Source organism: Lentibacillus sp. Marseille-P4043 (assembly GCF_900258515.1).
Classification (GTDB): domain Bacteria; phylum Bacillota; class Bacilli; order Bacillales; family Amphibacillaceae; genus Lentibacillus_C.
This window is the reverse complement of record NZ_LT984884.1, coordinates 2,350,001-2,368,025: the sequence shown is the minus strand read 5'-3', so window position 1 is coordinate 2,368,025 and position 18,025 is coordinate 2,350,001. Positions and strand designations below refer to the sequence as shown.

The following is an 18,025-nucleotide window of genomic DNA, read 5'->3' as shown; positions in this document are numbered from 1 at the left end:
CCTTTATCATTTCTTACGGCTCATAAATTCCATTAGTTTCTCTTTTGACCATGTGTTGATAATTGTTTCTTTCCGTAACCAACCGCGTCTTGCAGTACCAACGCCATACTTCATATGTTCAAGCATATGAAAGCTGTGTGCATCTGTATCTATTGCGATTGCCACACCCTGTTCCTGTGCTTTTCGTACCCATTCAGCAGATAAATCTAACCGATTTGGATTTGCGTTTATCTCCAACGCCGTCCCCGTCTCACTTGCACGTTCGATTAATTTATCAATATCAATAGCATAACCATCACGTCTGCCGATCAGTCTTCCAGTCGGATGTGCAATCAACGACACGTATGGGTTTTCCAACGCAGTATATAACCGTGCCATAATTTTTTCTTTGGACTGACTGAAGCTAGAATGGATAGCACCGATAACGAAATCCATTTCTTGCAAAAATTCATTACTAAAGTCCAGTGTCGCATCTGGTAGAATATCCATTTCTACCCCAGCAAAAATATGAATATCTGCGTATTTTTCGTTTAACTTCGCAATTTCTTCCCGTTGCTTTCGTAGTTTTGCTTCATTCAAGCCATTTGCCACACGTAAAAATTTAGAGTGATCGGTAATAGCAATATAGTCATATCCTTTTGTTCGGGCTTGATTCACCATTTCTTCTAGCGATTGCGCACCATCACTCCATGTTGTATGCATATGCAAATCACCACGAATATCCGCTAGTTGAACAAGGTCCATTTTTTTCGAGAAGGCATCAACCTCACCAGTATTCTCTCTGAGTTCTGGAGGTATGTAGGTTAATCCGAAATGCTGAAAAAATTGCTCCTCCGTTTTAAACGTCAAAATTTCACCTATTTCATCAAGTTCAATCCCATACTCATTGATTTTTTCCCCACGGGATTTTGCTAATTGTCTCATAGCAACATTATGATCTTTTGATCCGGTAAAATGGTGAAGGGTTGACGCAAATTCTTCTGGTTTCACAATTCGAAAGTCTATATTTATATCAAAAACATCATCAATGGTAACCGATACTTTGGTTTCCCCACTTGCTATTACATCCTTGATATTGTCGATTCCCAACAGTGCATCCCTAACTTCAAGTGGTTTAGTCGTTGCAATGATAAAATCTAAGTCCTTGATCGTCTCACGCATGCGTCGTAAACTCCCAGCTTGTGAAAATATTTCGATTGCTGGGATTTCTTTTAATTGTGCTTCCACTTGTTCAGCAAGTGGAAGCATTGTGGCTATTGGCAACCGTTCTGGCCGATTATTTGCGTCTTCCAATGCTTGTATAATTTTTTCAACTGACTTTTTACCAAAACCAGCAAGCTGTTCTACCTGTCCACTTACACAAGCTGTTTTTAATGAGTCAGCATCTGTCACACCAAGTTCCTGGTACAATTTCGCCAGTTTTTTACCACCAAGGCCTGGCAGGTTTAGTAGCGGTATTAATCCATTTGGAACTTCTTTTTCCAATTGACTTAGTGTTGCAGATTCTCCTTGCTCTAGAAATTCAGTTATAACATCGCCCGTACCTTTACCAATGCCTTTTATTTTCGTAAAGTCATCTATTTCAGCTAATGACCGATCGTCCCGCTCAAGAGCTTGTGCTGCTTTTCTATAGGCGGAAATCTTAAATGGATTTTCCCCCTTTAATTCTAAATATACTGCAATTTGTTCAAGTAACTTCAATACATCTTTTTTATTTTTTGTCATATTAAATTTCACCCGCTTCACTCGTTCATCTTTACGCAAAAAGACTGATTCATTTTAGGTATATCTATTGTACATGAGATACAAATGGATAGCCTAGTATTTTGAATCAGCCTCTTTATCGTCTAAAAATCAAACAAACTTTCTATGTGTGTAAACCACAAATCTTTTAATTGCTCAGATAATATTGGCGTATGTTCAATAATCAGCTGTGCAATAAATGAATTACTTATCCAAGATTGCACATTGCCAACAGGAGTTAGCGCTAATATATACAATACGATAAACAGTAGCAAATATATTTCTAGAAACCCCAAAACCGCGCCCAATATACGATTAACGGAATGCAATATAGGTAATTCGGCTACAAAATCAAGCATGGAGGCGATAATTTGCAAAATAATTTTTACTGCGAAAAAGATAATAGCAAAAGCGATTGCGTTGTAAAAAGCAACTTCAAGTGGCAGCGATTGTAAAAAAACAGCCCATGAACTATCACCGGAAAGTTCTGGATATGGTATCCAAAGTGATAATTTTGATGCCAAATCATCATAATAAATTACCGCAACAATAAATGATACAATAAAGCCGATTAAATGAAATGCTTGTAAAATGAAACCTCTTTTTAACCCGATTAAAAATCCAAAAAGTAATAATATTATTAAAATGAAATCGACCATATGTTACTTATCCTCTTTCTTATTTATTGAACCTAACAGTTTAGCGTAGTCTTCTTTTAGTTTTAAATAATCATTCATTGAATTAACTGCTGTTAAAACAGCTAATTGAGTCGTATCCAAATCTTTATTGGCCGCTTGGATTTCATGCATTTTTTGATCGACTAAACTAGCAACAAGACGAACATGGTGTGCTGGTTCAGTTCCTACAATTGTATATGATTTATTATGTATTTCGACCGTTATTCGTGTTCTATCATTCTGGGTCACACGGCTACCCCCTCAGAAAAAAATTATTCACTTTATCTTAACATGAAGAATGCATTTAGGAAACTAAAGAATAAACCTTTTAAAAATGTTAAATCCTTTGCTATAGTGGTCATAAGCAATTGAATGGAGAGATAAATATGCCACAAAGCGTTCACGTTATTCCGCTTACAACCATTAAAGAAATGCAGCAATATTATGCAAATTCAGTCACTGATACGCCACAGGGTGCTGTCTTTCGGGCTAAAACACCAAATGCAGTTATAACCGCTTACCGGTCTGGAAAGGTCCTCTTTCAGGGCAAAGATCCGGAAAAAGAATCAACAAAATGGGCGAAAGACAATGGAGAGAAATCTGCGAAAAAGAAGAAGCATATTACAAATTCAGCCCACAAAAACTCACCACCAACTAGTTTATTTAAAGCTTCCCATATTGGGTCAGACGAGGCTGGAACAGGTGACTATTTTGGTCCAATAACCGTAGCATGTGCAGCTGTTAATGCAAATCAAATTGAAAGATTAAAACAAATTGGTGTCCAAGACTCTAAAAATCTGACAGATAAAACGATTAAACGAATAGCAAAAGAAATAGTAAAGCTTGATGTTCCCTATTCACTGTTAGTATTGCGTAATGAAAAGTATAATGCACTAAAAAACAAAGGTTGGTCCCAAGGGAAAATGAAAGCCATGCTCCATCATCATGCTATTCAAAATGTATTGGAAAAAGTTGACGGATTGAAATTTGAAGGAATCCTTATCGACCAGTTTTGTGAACCAAGTTTGTATAAGAAGTATATTGCCAGTGAACAAGAAAAAATCACGGATAAGACATATTTCATGACGAAAGCTGAGTCCTATTCCATCGCAGTTGCCGCTGGCTCAATTATAGCTCGAACTAGTTTTTTAAATGAAATGGATAAACTATCCGATAAACTCGGCATCACATTGCCAAAAGGCGCTTCTAATCGTGTTGACCAAGTAATTGCTAACATAATAAACGAAAAAGGACACGATATACTAACGACTTGTGCCAAAACACATTTTATTAATACAAAGAAAGCAGAAAAATATTTATAAATCATTCAACTTTCGGAGCAATAAAATAGGATCAAACAGTTAGCTGAGGCAAAATTGGAACGTTCTAATAATTGCCTTGACAACCTTGGTAAACATAAAGATTGTTTTCTAAAAGATTGGAACTGCGATTACTCGCCCCATCGAAAGTATTTGTGGTTTTGTGCACAAAAGATATAGAATACGACACAACTTTTGCGTGACTCCCCCTCATTCTATATAAGATGAGTGCTAATCCAGCGCTGCGGAAAAATACTCGCTTTCCATGGGGAACGCTTCAGCCTCCTCGGAAGAAAACCACTTCCTTTGGTGTCTTCAGACTGTTCCTTGTTCCATTGAACTTTGAAAAGGCATCCTTGAATCTTCACCGCACGAAGAAAATGTGTATTTCATTTTCGAGGAGTCTCGCATTTTTCCGCAGCTTGGAATAGCTTTCTGTTCAAGGGAGTAAAAGTCTGTATAACATTACTTAGATTCCATGGCTTTCCCCTGTCGATAATCAGAGCACCACTACCAGCGTAGGCAGAATACGTAGACTCCTGTGGGAACAGCACGTGTCCGAAGACCCCGCAACGGCGGTTTTCCGTGAGGAGGCTGAGGCCGTGCCCACGGAAAGCGAAGTATTCTGCCGGAGCGAAAGTCCAAGCACTCAACATCATAAGAACAAAAAACGTCCCGAAAGAAAATTTTCACTGTGTCGTAGTTTATATCAAAATGTGATTAATCCAAAGTCAACTTGAGCAGTGAATCTCCATCCTTCCTCATTTTATCAAGGCTTATTTGTCCATTTCACGCTGCGAAAGTTGAGTGAAATAGATGAAAAAACCTGGTATGGGCAGTGAATTGCCCTTACCAGGTTTATTTTTTACGACCTCACATATGCATGACATGCTTCATTAACTGCTGCAACGATTGCTTGATAGGATTCTTCTACTTCTTCATCTTTCAATGTTCGTTCAGGATCCTGATAAAGCAATCGATAAGCAACCGATTTTTTCCCATCTGGTAAATGTTCTCCTGTATACACGTCAAAAATCTGAATATCTTTCACCAAATCTTGATCTGTCTTTTGAATCACGTTTACAACATCACCAGCTTGTACATCTTCATCCAATACAAAAGCAATGTCACGGACGATTGATGGATATTTTGGTATTGGTTGATAACTTTGATTGTTATCATATTCGTTAATTACTTCATCCATATTGATATCAAAAACATATGTTTCATTTAAATCCATTTGTTTTTCTTGTGTTGGATGAAGTTGACCGATAAATCCAATCACATTGTTATTCATGACAATTTTCGCACAACGACCAGGATGCATATCAGGTAATTTTGCTTGTTCAAAGGTAACTGGAACCTCTAAGAAATTAAACAGGCCTTCAATAATTCCTTTTGCCACATAAAAATCAACTAATTTCTTTTCTTGCTGCCATTCGTTTTCTTCCCAAAGGCCAGATAACACACCGGCTAAACGTAATTTTTCAGCTGGTTGTTTCGTCGTTTCTTGCTCATTTGAAATAAAAATCGAACCAAGTTCAAAATAAGCAATATCTGCCTGATTTCTAGCCAGGTTATACGATACAGTCTGTAATAACTCAGGAAGTACACTTAAACGCAAATATTTATGATCTTCACTCATCGGCATGGCCAGCTTAACTGGTGACAAATTATCATCTCTAACTTCTGGGCTGATTAACTTCGAAACATAATCATCGCTTGTCAGTGAATATGTGATGGTCTCCATCAGGCCGGCACCTTGCATGAAATTTTTAACTTGTCGTTTAAGCCATTGACGTTGTGTTAGTGCACCTGCTTGTGAGGCCCCAGCTGGTAATGTGAATGGCAAGTTATCATATCCATAAATTCGTGCCACTTCTTCAAGCATATCTTCAAAAATAGTAATGTCTCCGCGACGAGTAGGTATGTTGATATGGAAATGGTCATTTTGTTGGCCATACGAAAAACGTAATTTCGTTAAAATGTTTGCAATTTCCTCCGTTGTAATCGTTGTACCAAGTCGTTTGTTTATTTCATCCGTATTAATATCAACTTCCTTTTCCGAATGATCTAACTCGTCAACAACTACTGGACTATTTAACACAGTCCCACCTGCATATGTTTCTAAAAGTTGACATGCCCGGACACCTGCACGTTTCACACGATTTGGATCAACGCCTTTTTCATATCGTGAGCTAGACTCACCACGTAAGCCAGTCTCCTTTACAGTTTTTCTGACTGACGTAGAGGCGAAATATGCCGCTTCTAATAAAATCGTTTTCGTTTCGTTGTGTACTTCTGTGTTTGCACCACCCATTACTCCAGCAAGCGCAACTGGGTCTTCTCCATTGGTAATGACCAAATTTTCAGGTGATAATTTACGTTCTTGTTCATCTAGTGTCACAATTGTCTCATTTTCAGTTGCACGTCGAACGACAATCTCATTTGAATTCAAACGATCATAATCAAAAGCGTGTAATGGTTGACCATATTCAAGCAATACATAATTCGTAATATCAACGACATTATTGATTGGTCGTATCCCTGCTGCCATTAAATAATTGCGCATCCAAAGTGGTGATGATTGAATTTGTATGTCCTTCACGATAAAGGCACCATAAAAAGGATTCAATTCCTTATCTTCTACCTGAACCGAAACATAATCATCAGCATGTTCGTCTGCTTGATTAACTTTTTCTTCTGGCAAATGGATTGGCTTATCCAAAATGGCCGCCACTTCATAAGCAACTCCTAACATGCTTAAACAATCTGCTCTGTTAGGTGTTAATCCTAAATCTAAAATAGCATCATCAAGATTTAAAAGTGGTGTAACATCCTGGCCAATTTCTAGATGATTTGGGAAAACAAATATTCCATCTGCCACATCCTTAGGAACGTACTTCTCCTGAATTCCCAGTTCTTGCAATGAACAAATCATGCCGTTTGATTCAATGCCTCGCAATTTTACTTTTTTAATTTTGAAATTCCCAGGTAAAACGGCTCCTGGCTTTGCCACTGCAACTTTTTGTCCTTGTTGAATATTTGGTGCACCACAAATAATTTGCAGCAATTCGTCTTCACCTACATCAACTTGACAGAGATTCAATTTATCTGCGTTTGGATGTTTATCACATTCTTTCACATACCCAACAACAACATCCTTGCTTTTTTCAGCGACATATTCAATGCCTTCCACTTCAATACCGCTTTTCGTTATTTTCTCTGCAAGTTCTTCCGGTGTATTATTGTCGATATCTACATAATTTTTTAACCAATTTAATGAAACTAACACAGCTTTATACCTCCTTAAGCATTATGATATTGTTTTAAGAATCGTTTGTCATTTGTGTAAAATTGACGAATATCATCAATTCCGTATTTCAGCATTGCAATTCGTTCCGGTCCCATACCAAAAGCAAAACCAGTGTAAACGTTTGGGTCATATCCGGCCATTTCCAGTACATTTGGATGAACCATACCAGCGCCTAAAATTTCAATCCAGCCTGTGCCTTTACAAACGGAACATCCCTCACCATGACAAACTTTACAGGAAATATCCATTTCTACCGATGGCTCCGTAAACGGGAAAAAGCTTGGACGTAGGCGGATTTCTCTATCTTCCCCGAACATTTTTTTAGCAAATACATCTAAAATTCCCTTAAGATCACTCATCCGTACATCCTTATCAACATATAGTCCTTCAATTTGGGTAAATTGATGGGAGTGTGTTGCATCATCAGTGTCTCGACGATAAACTTTACCTGGACATATCATTTTAACTGATTTTTTTCCTTCATATGCCCGCATTGTTCGCGCCTGTACCGGTGACGTATGTGTTCTTAATAATAATTCGTTTGTGATATAAAATGTATCTTGCATATCGCGGGCAGGATGATCTTTAGGTAAGTTTAATGCTTCAAAGTTAAAATAATCCGTTTCTACTTCCGGACCTTCCCTTACTTCAAATCCCATACCAATAAATAAATCTTCAATTTCCTCGATCAGGTTGGTTAATAAATGTGAACCACCAACTTGAACAGGACGACCTGGCAGTGTCACATCAATTGTTTCTTTTTCCAGCTGTTGCTCTAAGGCTTGTTGTTCAAGTGTCTCACTTTTTTGCTCAATTGCCTCCGTGATTGATTCACGAACACGGTTAGCAATCTCCCCTACTACCGGACGCTCTTCCTTAGATAATTTCCCCATACCTTTTAAGATCCCTGTAATCGATCCTTTTTTTCCTAAATAAGTAACACGAATAGCTTGAAGTTCCTTGCTGTTACTCGTTTCAGCAATACGTGCTAGTGCTTCTGTTTGTAACGCTTCTAATTGTTCCTTCATTGAACAAACCTCCTTTTTAATAGCAAAAGCAAAAAAGCCTCCATCCACAAAAAGGGACGAGGCTTTGAATTCGCGGTACCACCCTTGTTGACACAATACTACTGTGTCCAACTTAAGCTTGATAACGGATAAGATCCGGTACACCTTTACTTGAGAACAAGGTCCAAGTGTCAGCTCCAGAGTGAAACATTAACAAGTAAACAGTAGAAATGCTTTCAGTCTAGACATTTCCTCCCTAAAACCGCTTTTTTCTCTTGTTAACAGGCTCTTTCATAGCTTCATTTACAAATTTCTTTTATTATAGATAAAATTTCAGGATGTTGCAATCGTTAACTCTTAATATAATACATTAATATTCCTGCTGCAACACTGGCGTTTAGGGACTCTGCTTTTCCATAAATCGGGATTTTCACACAACTATCTGCCAATTCCAGCACATCTTCATGAATACCTGATCCTTCATTTCCAATGATTAATGCTGTTTTCGGACTAGGCTTTATTTCTAAATAAGAAGATGAGTTCGTTAAAGCAGATGCCCAAACTGTGAAGCCATCCATCTTTAATTGAGGGATTTTTGTTAATAAGTTTGTTTGAAAAATGGGAATATGAAATAACGACCCTTGTGTAGAACGAACCACTTTATCATTGTACATATCAACAGTATTATCACCTAACACAACAGCATCAAACCCTGCCGCATCTGCAGTTCGGATCATTGTTCCCAAATTTCCGGGATCTTGTATGGCATCAAGAATTAACACTTGTTCGAACATTTCTTGATTGTAATTTTTCATCTTTACTACTGCTGCAATTCCTTGTGGTGTTTGCGTGTTTGAAATATGGTTAAAAACAGGTGAGCTTACAACAGCAACAGGATATTCCACTGCAAAATCAGGCATTGGTATCCCCTCTTGCAGAATGATCTCCTTTATCTCCCAGTCACTTGAATGTACTTCTTCTACCAAATGAAAACCTTCAATTAAAAATGTTTTTGTTTGGTTTCGATCTTTTTTCCTTTTCAATTTATTCCAAAGTTTTACTTTATCATTTTGCACCGACGTAATCATTCCATCGCATCCTTCATTTATTGTATGTTAATCATACATATTCCACCATAAATCGGTCAAACTATCCATAATCCTATATGAAATAAAGGGGTGAAATGATTGGATTTAAATTTACGGAAAGCTATTTTATCGAATATCGCTAAAAATGATCAAGAACAATTAGAAGCAACAATCGTTGATGCTGTTCAGAATGGCGAGGAAAAAATGCTTCCTGGTTTAGGTGTTCTCTTTGAATTAATCTGGAAACATTCAGACCAACAGGAAAAACAGGAAATGGTTGACGCTTTAGAACAAGGTGTCAAAAACGCAACCGCTACAGGTTAACATGGTGTTATATAATGATAGATGCACAAACAAGCATCTATCATTTTATTTTCTCAAAATAAATAATTAGTCCCGCAAATATCCTTCACAATCTAAAACACCTCAAAAATCACCAGCTCTTTTTAGTGCAATTTCCAATAAATTACTTAATGGCAGGTATAAAGAATTAGTTTATCATTTTTAATTCAAAATATCATAGCATCTTAAGACCTAGTTAATTTTTATTAAAATATGGAACAATTTGACCAATTTTTTTATGAATGATATATAATTATTCATACATTATTGTTATAGGCTAATTGCTTAATAATAAAATAGTAAGAGGGTAGAGAAAGCGAGGGGAATTTGTACAATGGATGAAACGTACAATGCAGAAGAAAAAAAGAAAGGGTTTTCCAAAAAAATTATTGCAATAATTGTTGCAGCGTTACTAGTAGTTGGTGGCAGTGTGGCTGCTTTCGTATTAATTACTGGTTCTGACAAAGCACAATACTTTACAGCCGAGAAAAACACAATCGAATTTATGAAGGAAAGAATAAATGAACGATATCAATCAGAATTTGATTGGCGGAAGCAAACAGAAGAAAATCCAATCGAAGCAACAATCGAATTATCAGCTGATTATAACGACCCAACTAGTGGGGGTTACGGGATGATGAACCCACAGGAAATTATCAATAATTCATCACTTACGCTGACAACACAAACAGACTTACAAGAAAATCAAGTTGCAGCTGATATTCAAGCGAACTTAGGTGAAATGGAAATTGGTGATATTAACTTTTTCCTTGATGCAGATAAGTTAATGCTCGGTCTTCCTTTTCTTCAAGAAACACTACAATTAAAAGATAAAGATTTGGGTAAGTTACTACATGAAGCAGATCCGACATTCCCAGAAGACGAAACAATTGACTTTAATTCTTTTTTTGAAATGGCAAAAGGCTTACCGGAAGATGATCAAGAGTATTTAACAGAGGAATATATCACAACCATTTATGATGAAATCCCTGACGAAGCATTTGATTCAACAGATGAAACAGTGAAGGTTGACAAAGAAAGTTTTGATACGAAGAAGATTACCCTTCACCTTTCAGAGCAAGAGGTAAAAGATATCCTATCATCAACCTTGAAAAAAGCGAAAGACGATAAACGATTAAAAAAGATCATCAAAGAGCAAATGGAAATACAACAATTTGGTTTAAGCTCAGAATTTGCTGGCGTCGACATTGATCAAGAAATCAAAAATTTTGAAAAAGATCTTGATGAAGCAATTAAAGGCCTAAAAGACGCTCATATTCCCAAAGGATTGACGTCAATTATCTGGGTCAAAAATGATTTAATTGTTAAAAGAGATTTCACGATCGGTGCAGGTCCAAATAAGGATGAAATTGGTACCCTAACAATTACAGGTACACACTTATTAAACGATGAAACGCAAAAATTCGACTATGAATTTACAGCGGGCGATGCTACAAGTAAGGAGTCCATGACTTTAACGGGAGATCTATCATGGAAGGATAATAAAGCTGACGATACTATTAAACTAGTAGCAGGAAACACAGAATTAAGCTATGATGGAACGGAGACATTAAAGGACGGTAAACGCGACTATGAACGTGTATTTTCCATAAACAGTCCGGACTTTGGAATGGGTAGCTTAAATTGGTCTGGTGTAGCAACGTATGATAATGATAAAATGAACTCAGAAAATACGTTTGCAGTTGAAGCGCCAGGTGTGACGCAGGATATGTTCAGCCTTCATGTAGCAAAAGATGCAAAAACAATTAAAAAAGTGGAAGCACCTGATAATTCCAGCTTAAAAGATCTTGGCAGTATGTCAGTAAATGAGATGATGCAATATTTTGAATCAGACGTAATGCCACAATACCAACAATGGCTTATGGGCATTTTGGGGGCTGGCGGCGGTCTTAACGGGCTTTAAGTTTTAACAAGGAAGTGGCACCATGCTGTTTATAAACCATTTATTTCTGTTTATCAAACACGATTTTAAAAAACTACGGAGGAAGTGGCCATCACTTCCTCTTCTTTTGCTTTTCCCTATTGTCATCATCACTTTATGTTCAATCATGATTGTTTCGTTTATTGACCAAGATGAAAGGGATCCGATTCAGATAGGGTTAGTCGATTTGGATCAATCCAAAGAAACGCAATTGGTTGTAAAATTAATTGAAGAATCCTCTCAATTAGGCAACTATATTTCGATTAACGCATTATCTAAAGAAAAAGCCGACAGCGATTTGAAGCAAAATAACCTTAGTGCATACATAACGTTTCCACAAGACTTTACTGAACATCTTTATCACGGTAAATCTGTTGCTTTACATATTACTGGAAACCCGAATAAACCAACGGAAAGCTTTGTGATCAAAGAACTACTTGATAGCGTTTCCCGACATATTCGAGCTGCACAGGCGAATATTTTAACCATTAATTTTTTTGCAAAACAATTACCAATGGGGACTGATGAACTTAATGACATGTTATTTGACCAATTTACTAGTTTTGTCCTTTATACAATAGGCAAAGATAAGATACTTGATGAAGAAACTGTAACCAACCGGGCAACAAATACACCATTACATTATTACGCACTCGCGAGCTGGTTTATTATCGTAACCATTTGGTTGATTGCCTTCTATTCATTTCTAACGCGTGATGACCATGTACGAATGAAACAGCGGATGCGTCTATATGGCGTTTCAGCTTTGCAACAGCTACTGGCGAAAATCATAACGACGCTTACTGTTACTGCATTTTGTGCGGCATTTGTCCTATATGCATTCCAACAATTTACAGACATTACATTATATAAAGAAGACTATGGTCGAATAGCCATCATTACACTTTTATATAGTTTCATCTTTTTACAAGGTTTGGCACTGATCGAAACGATAATCCAAACACAAAAGTTACGTTTGCTTATGCAATCACTGTTTACAGGATTTACTTTATTCATTAGTGGCGCTATTATTCCGTCATTGTATTTTCCAACCTATTTACAAACATACTTACCATACAGTTTCTCTAACCAAGCTTTCCATTGGTTACAAGAAATTGTTTTAAATGAGCGTTTTTATGCTGATTATTTGCCACTTTTATGTCTAACATTGGCTGGTTTCTTCCTTTTATCTGGTGTGTCTTTGTGGAAGGAGCGTGTTAATCGATGAAACCTATTATAGAGACACGCTTAATCCATTGGAAAAAACATTGGTTAAGCATTTTATTTTGGCTCTTGATCCCAATTGTTGCAACGGTTGGAATCACAAAGGTAACCGACACAATTAAAGATGATAGCAAAGTTCCCGTTGGCATTGTTTTAGAAAATGAAACTGATGCGGCATTGGAGTTGCTTCGTGAAATCAAAGCGACTCCATTCATAAGCGTTTCTCAATTTGACGAAGCAAACGCCTTGTACCAATTAAAAAAACATGAATTAGATAGTGTCTTTGTGATTCATGATGATTTTGAACAAAAAATTCGAAACAGTAATCGCAATCGGTTACTGACAAGTTATCAGTCTGACCTTTCATTCGCCTATACCCCTGTGAAAGAAATGATACTATCCTACGTACAGCAGGAAACAGGAAGATCAAAGGCGGCGTATGTTGTTCAGGAACTCATCGGGCATTACCAGTCAAACAAGCAGTGGACTTGGGATGAAATTGTAACAAAATCCAAAGAAATTCAAGAGGAGGAGAACTTATTAGGAACATCATTTTCCTTTGGTAACACAACCACTGTACCGACAGATAAAATGCAGACGTTAAATCTTTGGGGCTTGTGGGCTATTTTCTGCCTGTTAGCAACACTATTATTATTTGACTGGGTTATTACGGAACAACGTGCAAACGTACTACAACGGTTCGCTTTTACCCGTTATTCATGGAAAAACTATCTTACAGGAAACTTTTTTCTGTATACGATACTATTTTTCATTACCGATTTACTAAGCATTAGTCTTTTTTATATTTTGTTTCAAGAGCAAATTTCTCTGTGGAGTTTGTTGAGCTTTCGAATTATCTTGAATTTAGTAGCATTTTTACTGGCAAGTCAATTCAAACATCCATTCATTTATTATACATTCTCTTTTGCAATAACACTGTTTGTTGCAATTTTTAGTGGGGCAATCTTACCAACCACAGGCATTGTTGATAAATCGGCATGGATTCATATGTTTAACCCCATTGAACCATTTCTGACAGGTGGCGTGATGAATCTTTCATCATTGATCATCATAATACTCGCAATATGGTGGTATGTAAGGAAGGAGAAAACCGATGCTTAATATTGATTCATTATCAATGAAATACGGCAAAAAGCAAATTTTGAACGCTGTTTCTTTTTCAGTCAAACCAGGTGAAATTGTTGGGCTTGTGGGAGAGAATGGTGCAGGAAAATCAACGATGTTAAAAATTTTAGCCACCTTGCTGAATCCAACAGCTGGATCAATCAAGTTAAATCACGATACATACAAACAGAGCCGAAAAAAAGTCCGAAAACAAATTGGCTTTGTCCCGCAAGATATTGCATTATGGGATGAATTTAGTGTGGAAGAGAATATGGTCTTTTTTGAACGATTAGCCTGGAAACATAAAAACAGACAAGAGTTGAGACAGCTTTGCTTGGACATGAAATTAGAAAAATGGAAAGAACCTGTTAAAGCATTGTCTGGTGGGATGAAACGCAAATTAAACTTGGCAATCAGCTTAATCCATGACCCATCATTATTACTTTTAGATGAGCCAACCGTTGGAATTGATTTAAAATCTCGAAAAGAAATAGGTGCTTACTTAAGTGATTTGGCCAAAAAGAATGATAAGATAGTTCTTTATACATCCCATGACATGGATGAAATTATTAATCTATGTGACCATGTTTACTGTGTTGGTAATGACCCATTTTACCAGCAAGTATTACAAGAGGCTGGTAAGGAAACGATTAAATTGTAACAAAGATATTGCCTTTATCATCGTTTGAGAGTAAACTAAATATAGTTTAGAAGGGGGATTTTTAAGTATGGAAATAAACGAGTTACAAGCAATGATGCAGTACCAAGCAATGTCGATTCTCAGATCAGCTGATCATTCGTTTTCCGTTAACTCCCCTATCGTTGACTTAGCTTTTAAACAAATGTTACAAGAACAGCTAAACAACAGTGCAGAATTACGTGATAACGCAGATCGGCCAACAAATAAACCAAATTACCAACAAGCAATGTCATCTGCAACGATGGATCCATTTTCTGCTATCAATAAGAATCCCGTATCACCAGCTGATTACGATTCTCTTATTGCTACAACAGCTAAAAAGTATGGTATTGATCCAAAACTTATCCATTCTATCATCAAAGCGGAATCGAACTATAATACTAATGCCAAAAGTAATGCTGGAGCACAAGGACTAATGCAATTAATGCCGGGAACTGCCCGAGGTCTCGGTGTTACCAATCCGTACGATCCACGTCAAAATATTGAAGGCGGGACAAAATACATAAGTCAAATGCTTGAACGCTATAATGGCAACACGGAATTAGCTATTGCAGCTTATAACGCCGGACCTGGCAATGTTGATAAACATCAAGGGATCCCACCGTTTGGAGAAACGCAGAATTACGTAAAAAAGGTTATGAACTCCTATTTTGCCTAACAATGATGGTAAATAAAAAAAGATCGATAGCTGCCGATGCTATCGATCCTTTTTATTTAAGCTAAAATTATTTCGTCTACTTTATCCCGATCTAATTTTTTAATTGCTTCCACAATTAACTTAACCGCGTTTTCAAAATCATCACGGTGTAAAATTGCTGCGTGCGAATGAATATACCGTGTAGCAATCGTAATCGACAAAGATGGCACGCCATTTGCTGTTAAATGGATAGATCCAGAGTCTGTTCCGCCTCCTGCCATTGAAGTAAACTGATATGGAATATTGTTCTCATCAGCTGTGTCCACAATGAAATCACGAACACCCTTATGGGAAACCATTGATGCATCATATAAAACGATTTGTGGGCCTTCACCAAGCTTGCTGTCTGCGTCCTTATCTGAAACCCCTGGCATGTCTCCTGCAATACCAACATCAACACCAAAACCGATATCCGGATTTATTTTATGTGCCGCAGTCCGTGCACCACGTAAACCGACTTCTTCTTGAATGGTGCCAACACCATAGACAATGTTAGGATGATCTTGATCTTTTAACTGCTTTAATACTTCGATTGCTATTGCACAGCCAATTCTGTTGTCCCAAGCTTTAGCCAGCAACATTTTTTCATTTTTTAATGGTGTGAATTCAAAGTAAGGTACAATTGAATCTCCAGGACGAACACCGAAATCCATTGCTTCCTCTTTACTTACTGCACCAATATCGATAAACATATCTTTAATTTCGACAGGTTTTTTCCGAGCTTCCGCCGATAAAATATGTGGTGGTTTTGAACCAATAATTCCAGTTACATCGCCTTTACCCGACATAATTGTTACACGTTGAGCTAGCATTACTTGACTCCACCAGCCACCTGTAGTTTGAAAATATATGTAACCATTGTCATCGATTCGAGTTACCATAAAACCAACTTCATCTAAATGACCCGCAACCATTATTTTAGGACCATTTTCATCGCCTGCCTTTTTAGCAATGAGACTTCCTAAGTTATCTGTATAAACTTCATCAGCAAATGGTTTAATGTATCCTTCCATCACATCTCTTACTTCTTTTTCATTACCAGGAATTCCCCTAGCATCTGTCAGGTCTTTTAACATGGTCAATGTTTCATCTAATTTTGCCATATGTACGAAATCCTCCCTTTTTAGTATATTATTATTATAACTTTATTGTGAAAAATAACAAAACAATTTTGCTTTAATATCCTTGATCCTGTCGTTCGTAGTTTACTTCATTTTTCTTTAGATAGGCTGTATATACTGATTTTTCGTCAAATCCGATTGTTTGACCAAGTTGTAAATAACATTTGAACATGTTTTGATAATTTGTTTGTGTCGGATCCTGTTTAAATGAATTACATGCCTCAAACACTTGATTAAATTGTTCTGTTTCATTGTTTGAATTTTGCTCTGTAGCAAGCGGTTCGTATTGGTATCCACTATCGATTCCTAATGACAAAATAAAATGGAGACCATCCACATATTCAGCTAAAATAACTTCTTCTTCACTTTTTGATTTTGTACTCCAAAATTTAAAGCAGCGAGTTTCATTGGCAAGTTCACCAATTTCAACAAAAAGTGCAAGTATTTTTTCCTGAAATAAATCCTTTCCTACTACATTTTGGTTTGTTTCAATATAAGAATCCAACTGTTTTTGCATGGTAAATAATTTTTGCCAATTCATGATAGTATTACCCCTTTACACTATTTTCTACGATTGTAACACGAAATTTACGGTATTAGTGAAACCTGAATGAATTCTAATACGTACAAGATGATAACGAAGAAAGGGAGACGGGTAAAATGATTGTACTATTGTTTCGGATATTGATTCTTATCGCGCTAGCCTTTCTTGCATACACGGTTTTTCTCTATTTTCAAAATCCAATGCGTAAATTAAGGATCGCTAAGGACAATATGGGTTTTTTTATACTTGACGAGGAACAGAATAGCAAAAAGAATTTGCAATTTGTTTATAAGGGCTGTTTATTCGAAGGTGAAAAATATTTGGGGGCAACGGAACAATCATTTGAGGTTGTTGATATTCATATATCTACACCTGAACCAATCGAATTGCGTGGATTAACCCGTGATGATTTATATTTCCTGGAAAAGGAATTATTAATCCGCTACCCCTATGCCCAAATCGAATGGAAGCATCCGATTAATAAGTTACTGATAACCCCTGTAGACTAAGAACTGTCTTAAGCTACAACTTCGTAAAAAAATGCTCACATCTTGTGAGCATTTTTTTACGTGCTTACTTGGAAAAAGTCCTGCCATTTAATAATAATTTCCTTTTTTCTTAGTAAGTAAATAAGTGGTAGCAGCGCAACTAAAAATATGGAGATATATAAAGGGGATAAGCTTGCTATCCATTGGCCGATCGATGTATAAACAAATGCTAATGGAATATTTGATAGTAATGAGGATTTTGCATAGTCTTTAAAGCCCTCTGTGATTTGGATAAGACATAGTGATAGAAGATGAAAATGAATAAATGGTACAAGCCTTAACACAGCAATTTGTGAAGTTGTAAAATCCGAATGTTTCCCAATTATTTTTTGCTTCATGTTTGTAAGTCTGTTAAATGTTTTAGGCATCCGGCGAATGATTCCATAAAAGATAACACTTGATAAAGTAATCCCAATGAGCGAATATACGGTACCAGCTACGGCTCCAAATAAAACACCCCCAGAAACACAGATAAATACAACAGGAAGAAAAAATAATGGACGTAATAAATGAAAGCTAATGAATAAAATGGGGGCAAATAGTCCACCTGTTCCGATAATCGTCAGGAGATAATTGCCAAGAAGTTCCATAACCTGCCTCCTTTACAACCAAGCATATGGCATACTTTTTCC

At 36.8% G+C, this 18,025-nt stretch carries 17 protein-coding genes and 1 other annotated feature; of the genes, 8 read left to right on the top strand and 9 right to left on the bottom strand.

The features are described from left to right. Positions 1 to 6: 6 nt before the first annotated feature. From polX to zapA, 3 genes are all read right to left on the bottom strand, one after another. Positions 7 to 1,725, bottom strand: a complete 1,719-nt coding sequence (gene polX, locus C8270_RS11520; RefSeq protein WP_106496972.1) for a DNA polymerase/3'-5' exonuclease PolX — start codon at positions 1,723 to 1,725, stop codon at positions 7 to 9. Positions 1,726 to 1,847: 122 nt separating this feature from the next. Further along, positions 1,848 to 2,402, bottom strand: coding sequence for a CvpA family protein (locus C8270_RS11515; protein WP_106496971.1), 555 nt, complete (start codon positions 2,400 to 2,402; stop codon positions 1,848 to 1,850). Positions 2,403 to 2,405: 3 nt separating this feature from the next. Continuing rightward, the gene (gene zapA / locus C8270_RS11510; protein WP_106496970.1) at positions 2,406 to 2,669 is read right to left on the bottom strand and encodes a cell division protein ZapA; all 264 of its coding nucleotides are present in this window, start codon (positions 2,667 to 2,669) and stop codon (positions 2,406 to 2,408) included. 137 nt (positions 2,670 to 2,806) lie between these two features. On the opposite strand from zapA, the gene rnhC reads away from it, so the two are divergent. Continuing rightward, entirely contained in the window at positions 2,807 to 3,742 is a 936-nt protein-coding gene (gene rnhC / locus C8270_RS11505; RefSeq protein WP_106496969.1) for a ribonuclease HIII, read from the top strand. An 862-nt stretch (positions 3,743 to 4,604) separates the two neighbouring features. Here rnhC and pheT read toward each other — a convergent pair. The 3 genes from pheT to C8270_RS11485 all read right to left on the bottom strand — a co-directional run bounded on the left by pheT (position 4,605) and on the right by C8270_RS11485 (position 9,150). Continuing rightward, positions 4,605 to 7,034: a phenylalanine--tRNA ligase subunit beta gene (gene pheT / locus C8270_RS11495; RefSeq protein ID WP_106496967.1), complete on the bottom strand. Its 2,430-nt coding sequence runs from the start codon at positions 7,032 to 7,034 to the stop codon at positions 4,605 to 4,607. Between the two features lie 14 nt (positions 7,035 to 7,048). After that, entirely contained in the window at positions 7,049 to 8,083 is a 1,035-nt protein-coding gene (gene pheS / locus C8270_RS11490; RefSeq protein ID WP_106496966.1) for a phenylalanine--tRNA ligase subunit alpha, read from the bottom strand. A gap of 49 nt (positions 8,084 to 8,132) precedes the next feature. Beyond that, positions 8,133 to 8,366: a binding site (T-box leader), on the bottom strand. Between the two features lie 46 nt (positions 8,367 to 8,412). Then, on the bottom strand, positions 8,413 to 9,150 hold the full coding sequence (locus C8270_RS11485) for a TrmH family RNA methyltransferase (protein ID WP_106496965.1): 738 nt from the start codon (positions 9,148 to 9,150) through the stop codon (positions 8,413 to 8,415). 99 nt (positions 9,151 to 9,249) lie between these two features. On the opposite strand from C8270_RS11485, the gene sspI reads away from it, so the two are divergent. The 6 genes from sspI to C8270_RS11455 all read left to right on the top strand — a co-directional run bounded on the left by sspI (position 9,250) and on the right by C8270_RS11455 (position 15,141). Next, a complete protein-coding gene (sspI, locus tag C8270_RS11480; RefSeq protein ID WP_106496964.1) occupies positions 9,250 to 9,474 on the top strand; it encodes a small acid-soluble spore protein SspI in 225 nt (74 codons plus the stop codon). Positions 9,475 to 9,826: 352 nt separating this feature from the next. After that, positions 9,827 to 11,416: a DUF6583 family protein gene (locus tag C8270_RS11475; protein ID WP_106496963.1), complete on the top strand. Its 1,590-nt coding sequence runs from the start codon at positions 9,827 to 9,829 to the stop codon at positions 11,414 to 11,416. Between the two features lie 22 nt (positions 11,417 to 11,438). Next, entirely contained in the window at positions 11,439 to 12,662 is a 1,224-nt protein-coding gene (locus C8270_RS11470) for an ABC transporter permease (protein WP_106496962.1), read from the top strand. Then, entirely contained in the window at positions 12,659 to 13,780 is a 1,122-nt protein-coding gene (locus C8270_RS11465; protein ID WP_106496961.1) for an ABC transporter permease, read from the top strand. The genes C8270_RS11470 and C8270_RS11465 overlap by 4 nt, the downstream gene beginning before the upstream one ends. Continuing rightward, the gene (locus C8270_RS11460; RefSeq protein ID WP_106496960.1) at positions 13,773 to 14,444 is read left to right on the top strand and encodes an ABC transporter ATP-binding protein; all 672 of its coding nucleotides are present in this window, start codon (positions 13,773 to 13,775) and stop codon (positions 14,442 to 14,444) included. The genes C8270_RS11465 and C8270_RS11460 overlap by 8 nt, the downstream gene beginning before the upstream one ends. 67 nt (positions 14,445 to 14,511) lie before the next feature. Beyond that, complete coding sequence (locus C8270_RS11455) at positions 14,512 to 15,141, top strand: lytic transglycosylase domain-containing protein (RefSeq protein WP_106496959.1); 630 nt, start codon at positions 14,512 to 14,514, stop codon at positions 15,139 to 15,141. Between the two features lie 56 nt (positions 15,142 to 15,197). Here C8270_RS11455 and C8270_RS11450 read toward each other — a convergent pair whose 3' ends face one another. Together C8270_RS11450 and C8270_RS11445 are read right to left on the bottom strand one after the other, a co-directional pair. Then, on the bottom strand, positions 15,198 to 16,283 hold the full coding sequence (locus C8270_RS11450) for a M42 family metallopeptidase (protein ID WP_106496958.1): 1,086 nt from the start codon (positions 16,281 to 16,283) through the stop codon (positions 15,198 to 15,200). A 73-nt stretch (positions 16,284 to 16,356) separates the two neighbouring features. After that, a complete protein-coding gene (locus tag C8270_RS11445) occupies positions 16,357 to 16,842 on the bottom strand; it encodes a dUTP diphosphatase (protein WP_106496957.1) in 486 nt (161 codons plus the stop codon). Between the two features lie 119 nt (positions 16,843 to 16,961). On the opposite strand from C8270_RS11445, the gene C8270_RS11440 reads away from it, so the two are divergent. Then, a complete protein-coding gene (locus C8270_RS11440) occupies positions 16,962 to 17,354 on the top strand; it encodes a sigma-w pathway protein ysdB (RefSeq protein WP_106496956.1) in 393 nt (130 codons plus the stop codon). A gap of 56 nt (positions 17,355 to 17,410) precedes the next feature. Here the strand turns inward: C8270_RS11440 and C8270_RS11435 are convergent, their stop codons facing one another. Next, entirely contained in the window at positions 17,411 to 17,983 is a 573-nt protein-coding gene (locus tag C8270_RS11435; RefSeq protein ID WP_106496955.1) for a TVP38/TMEM64 family protein, read from the bottom strand. Positions 17,984 to 18,025 lie beyond the last annotated feature (42 nt).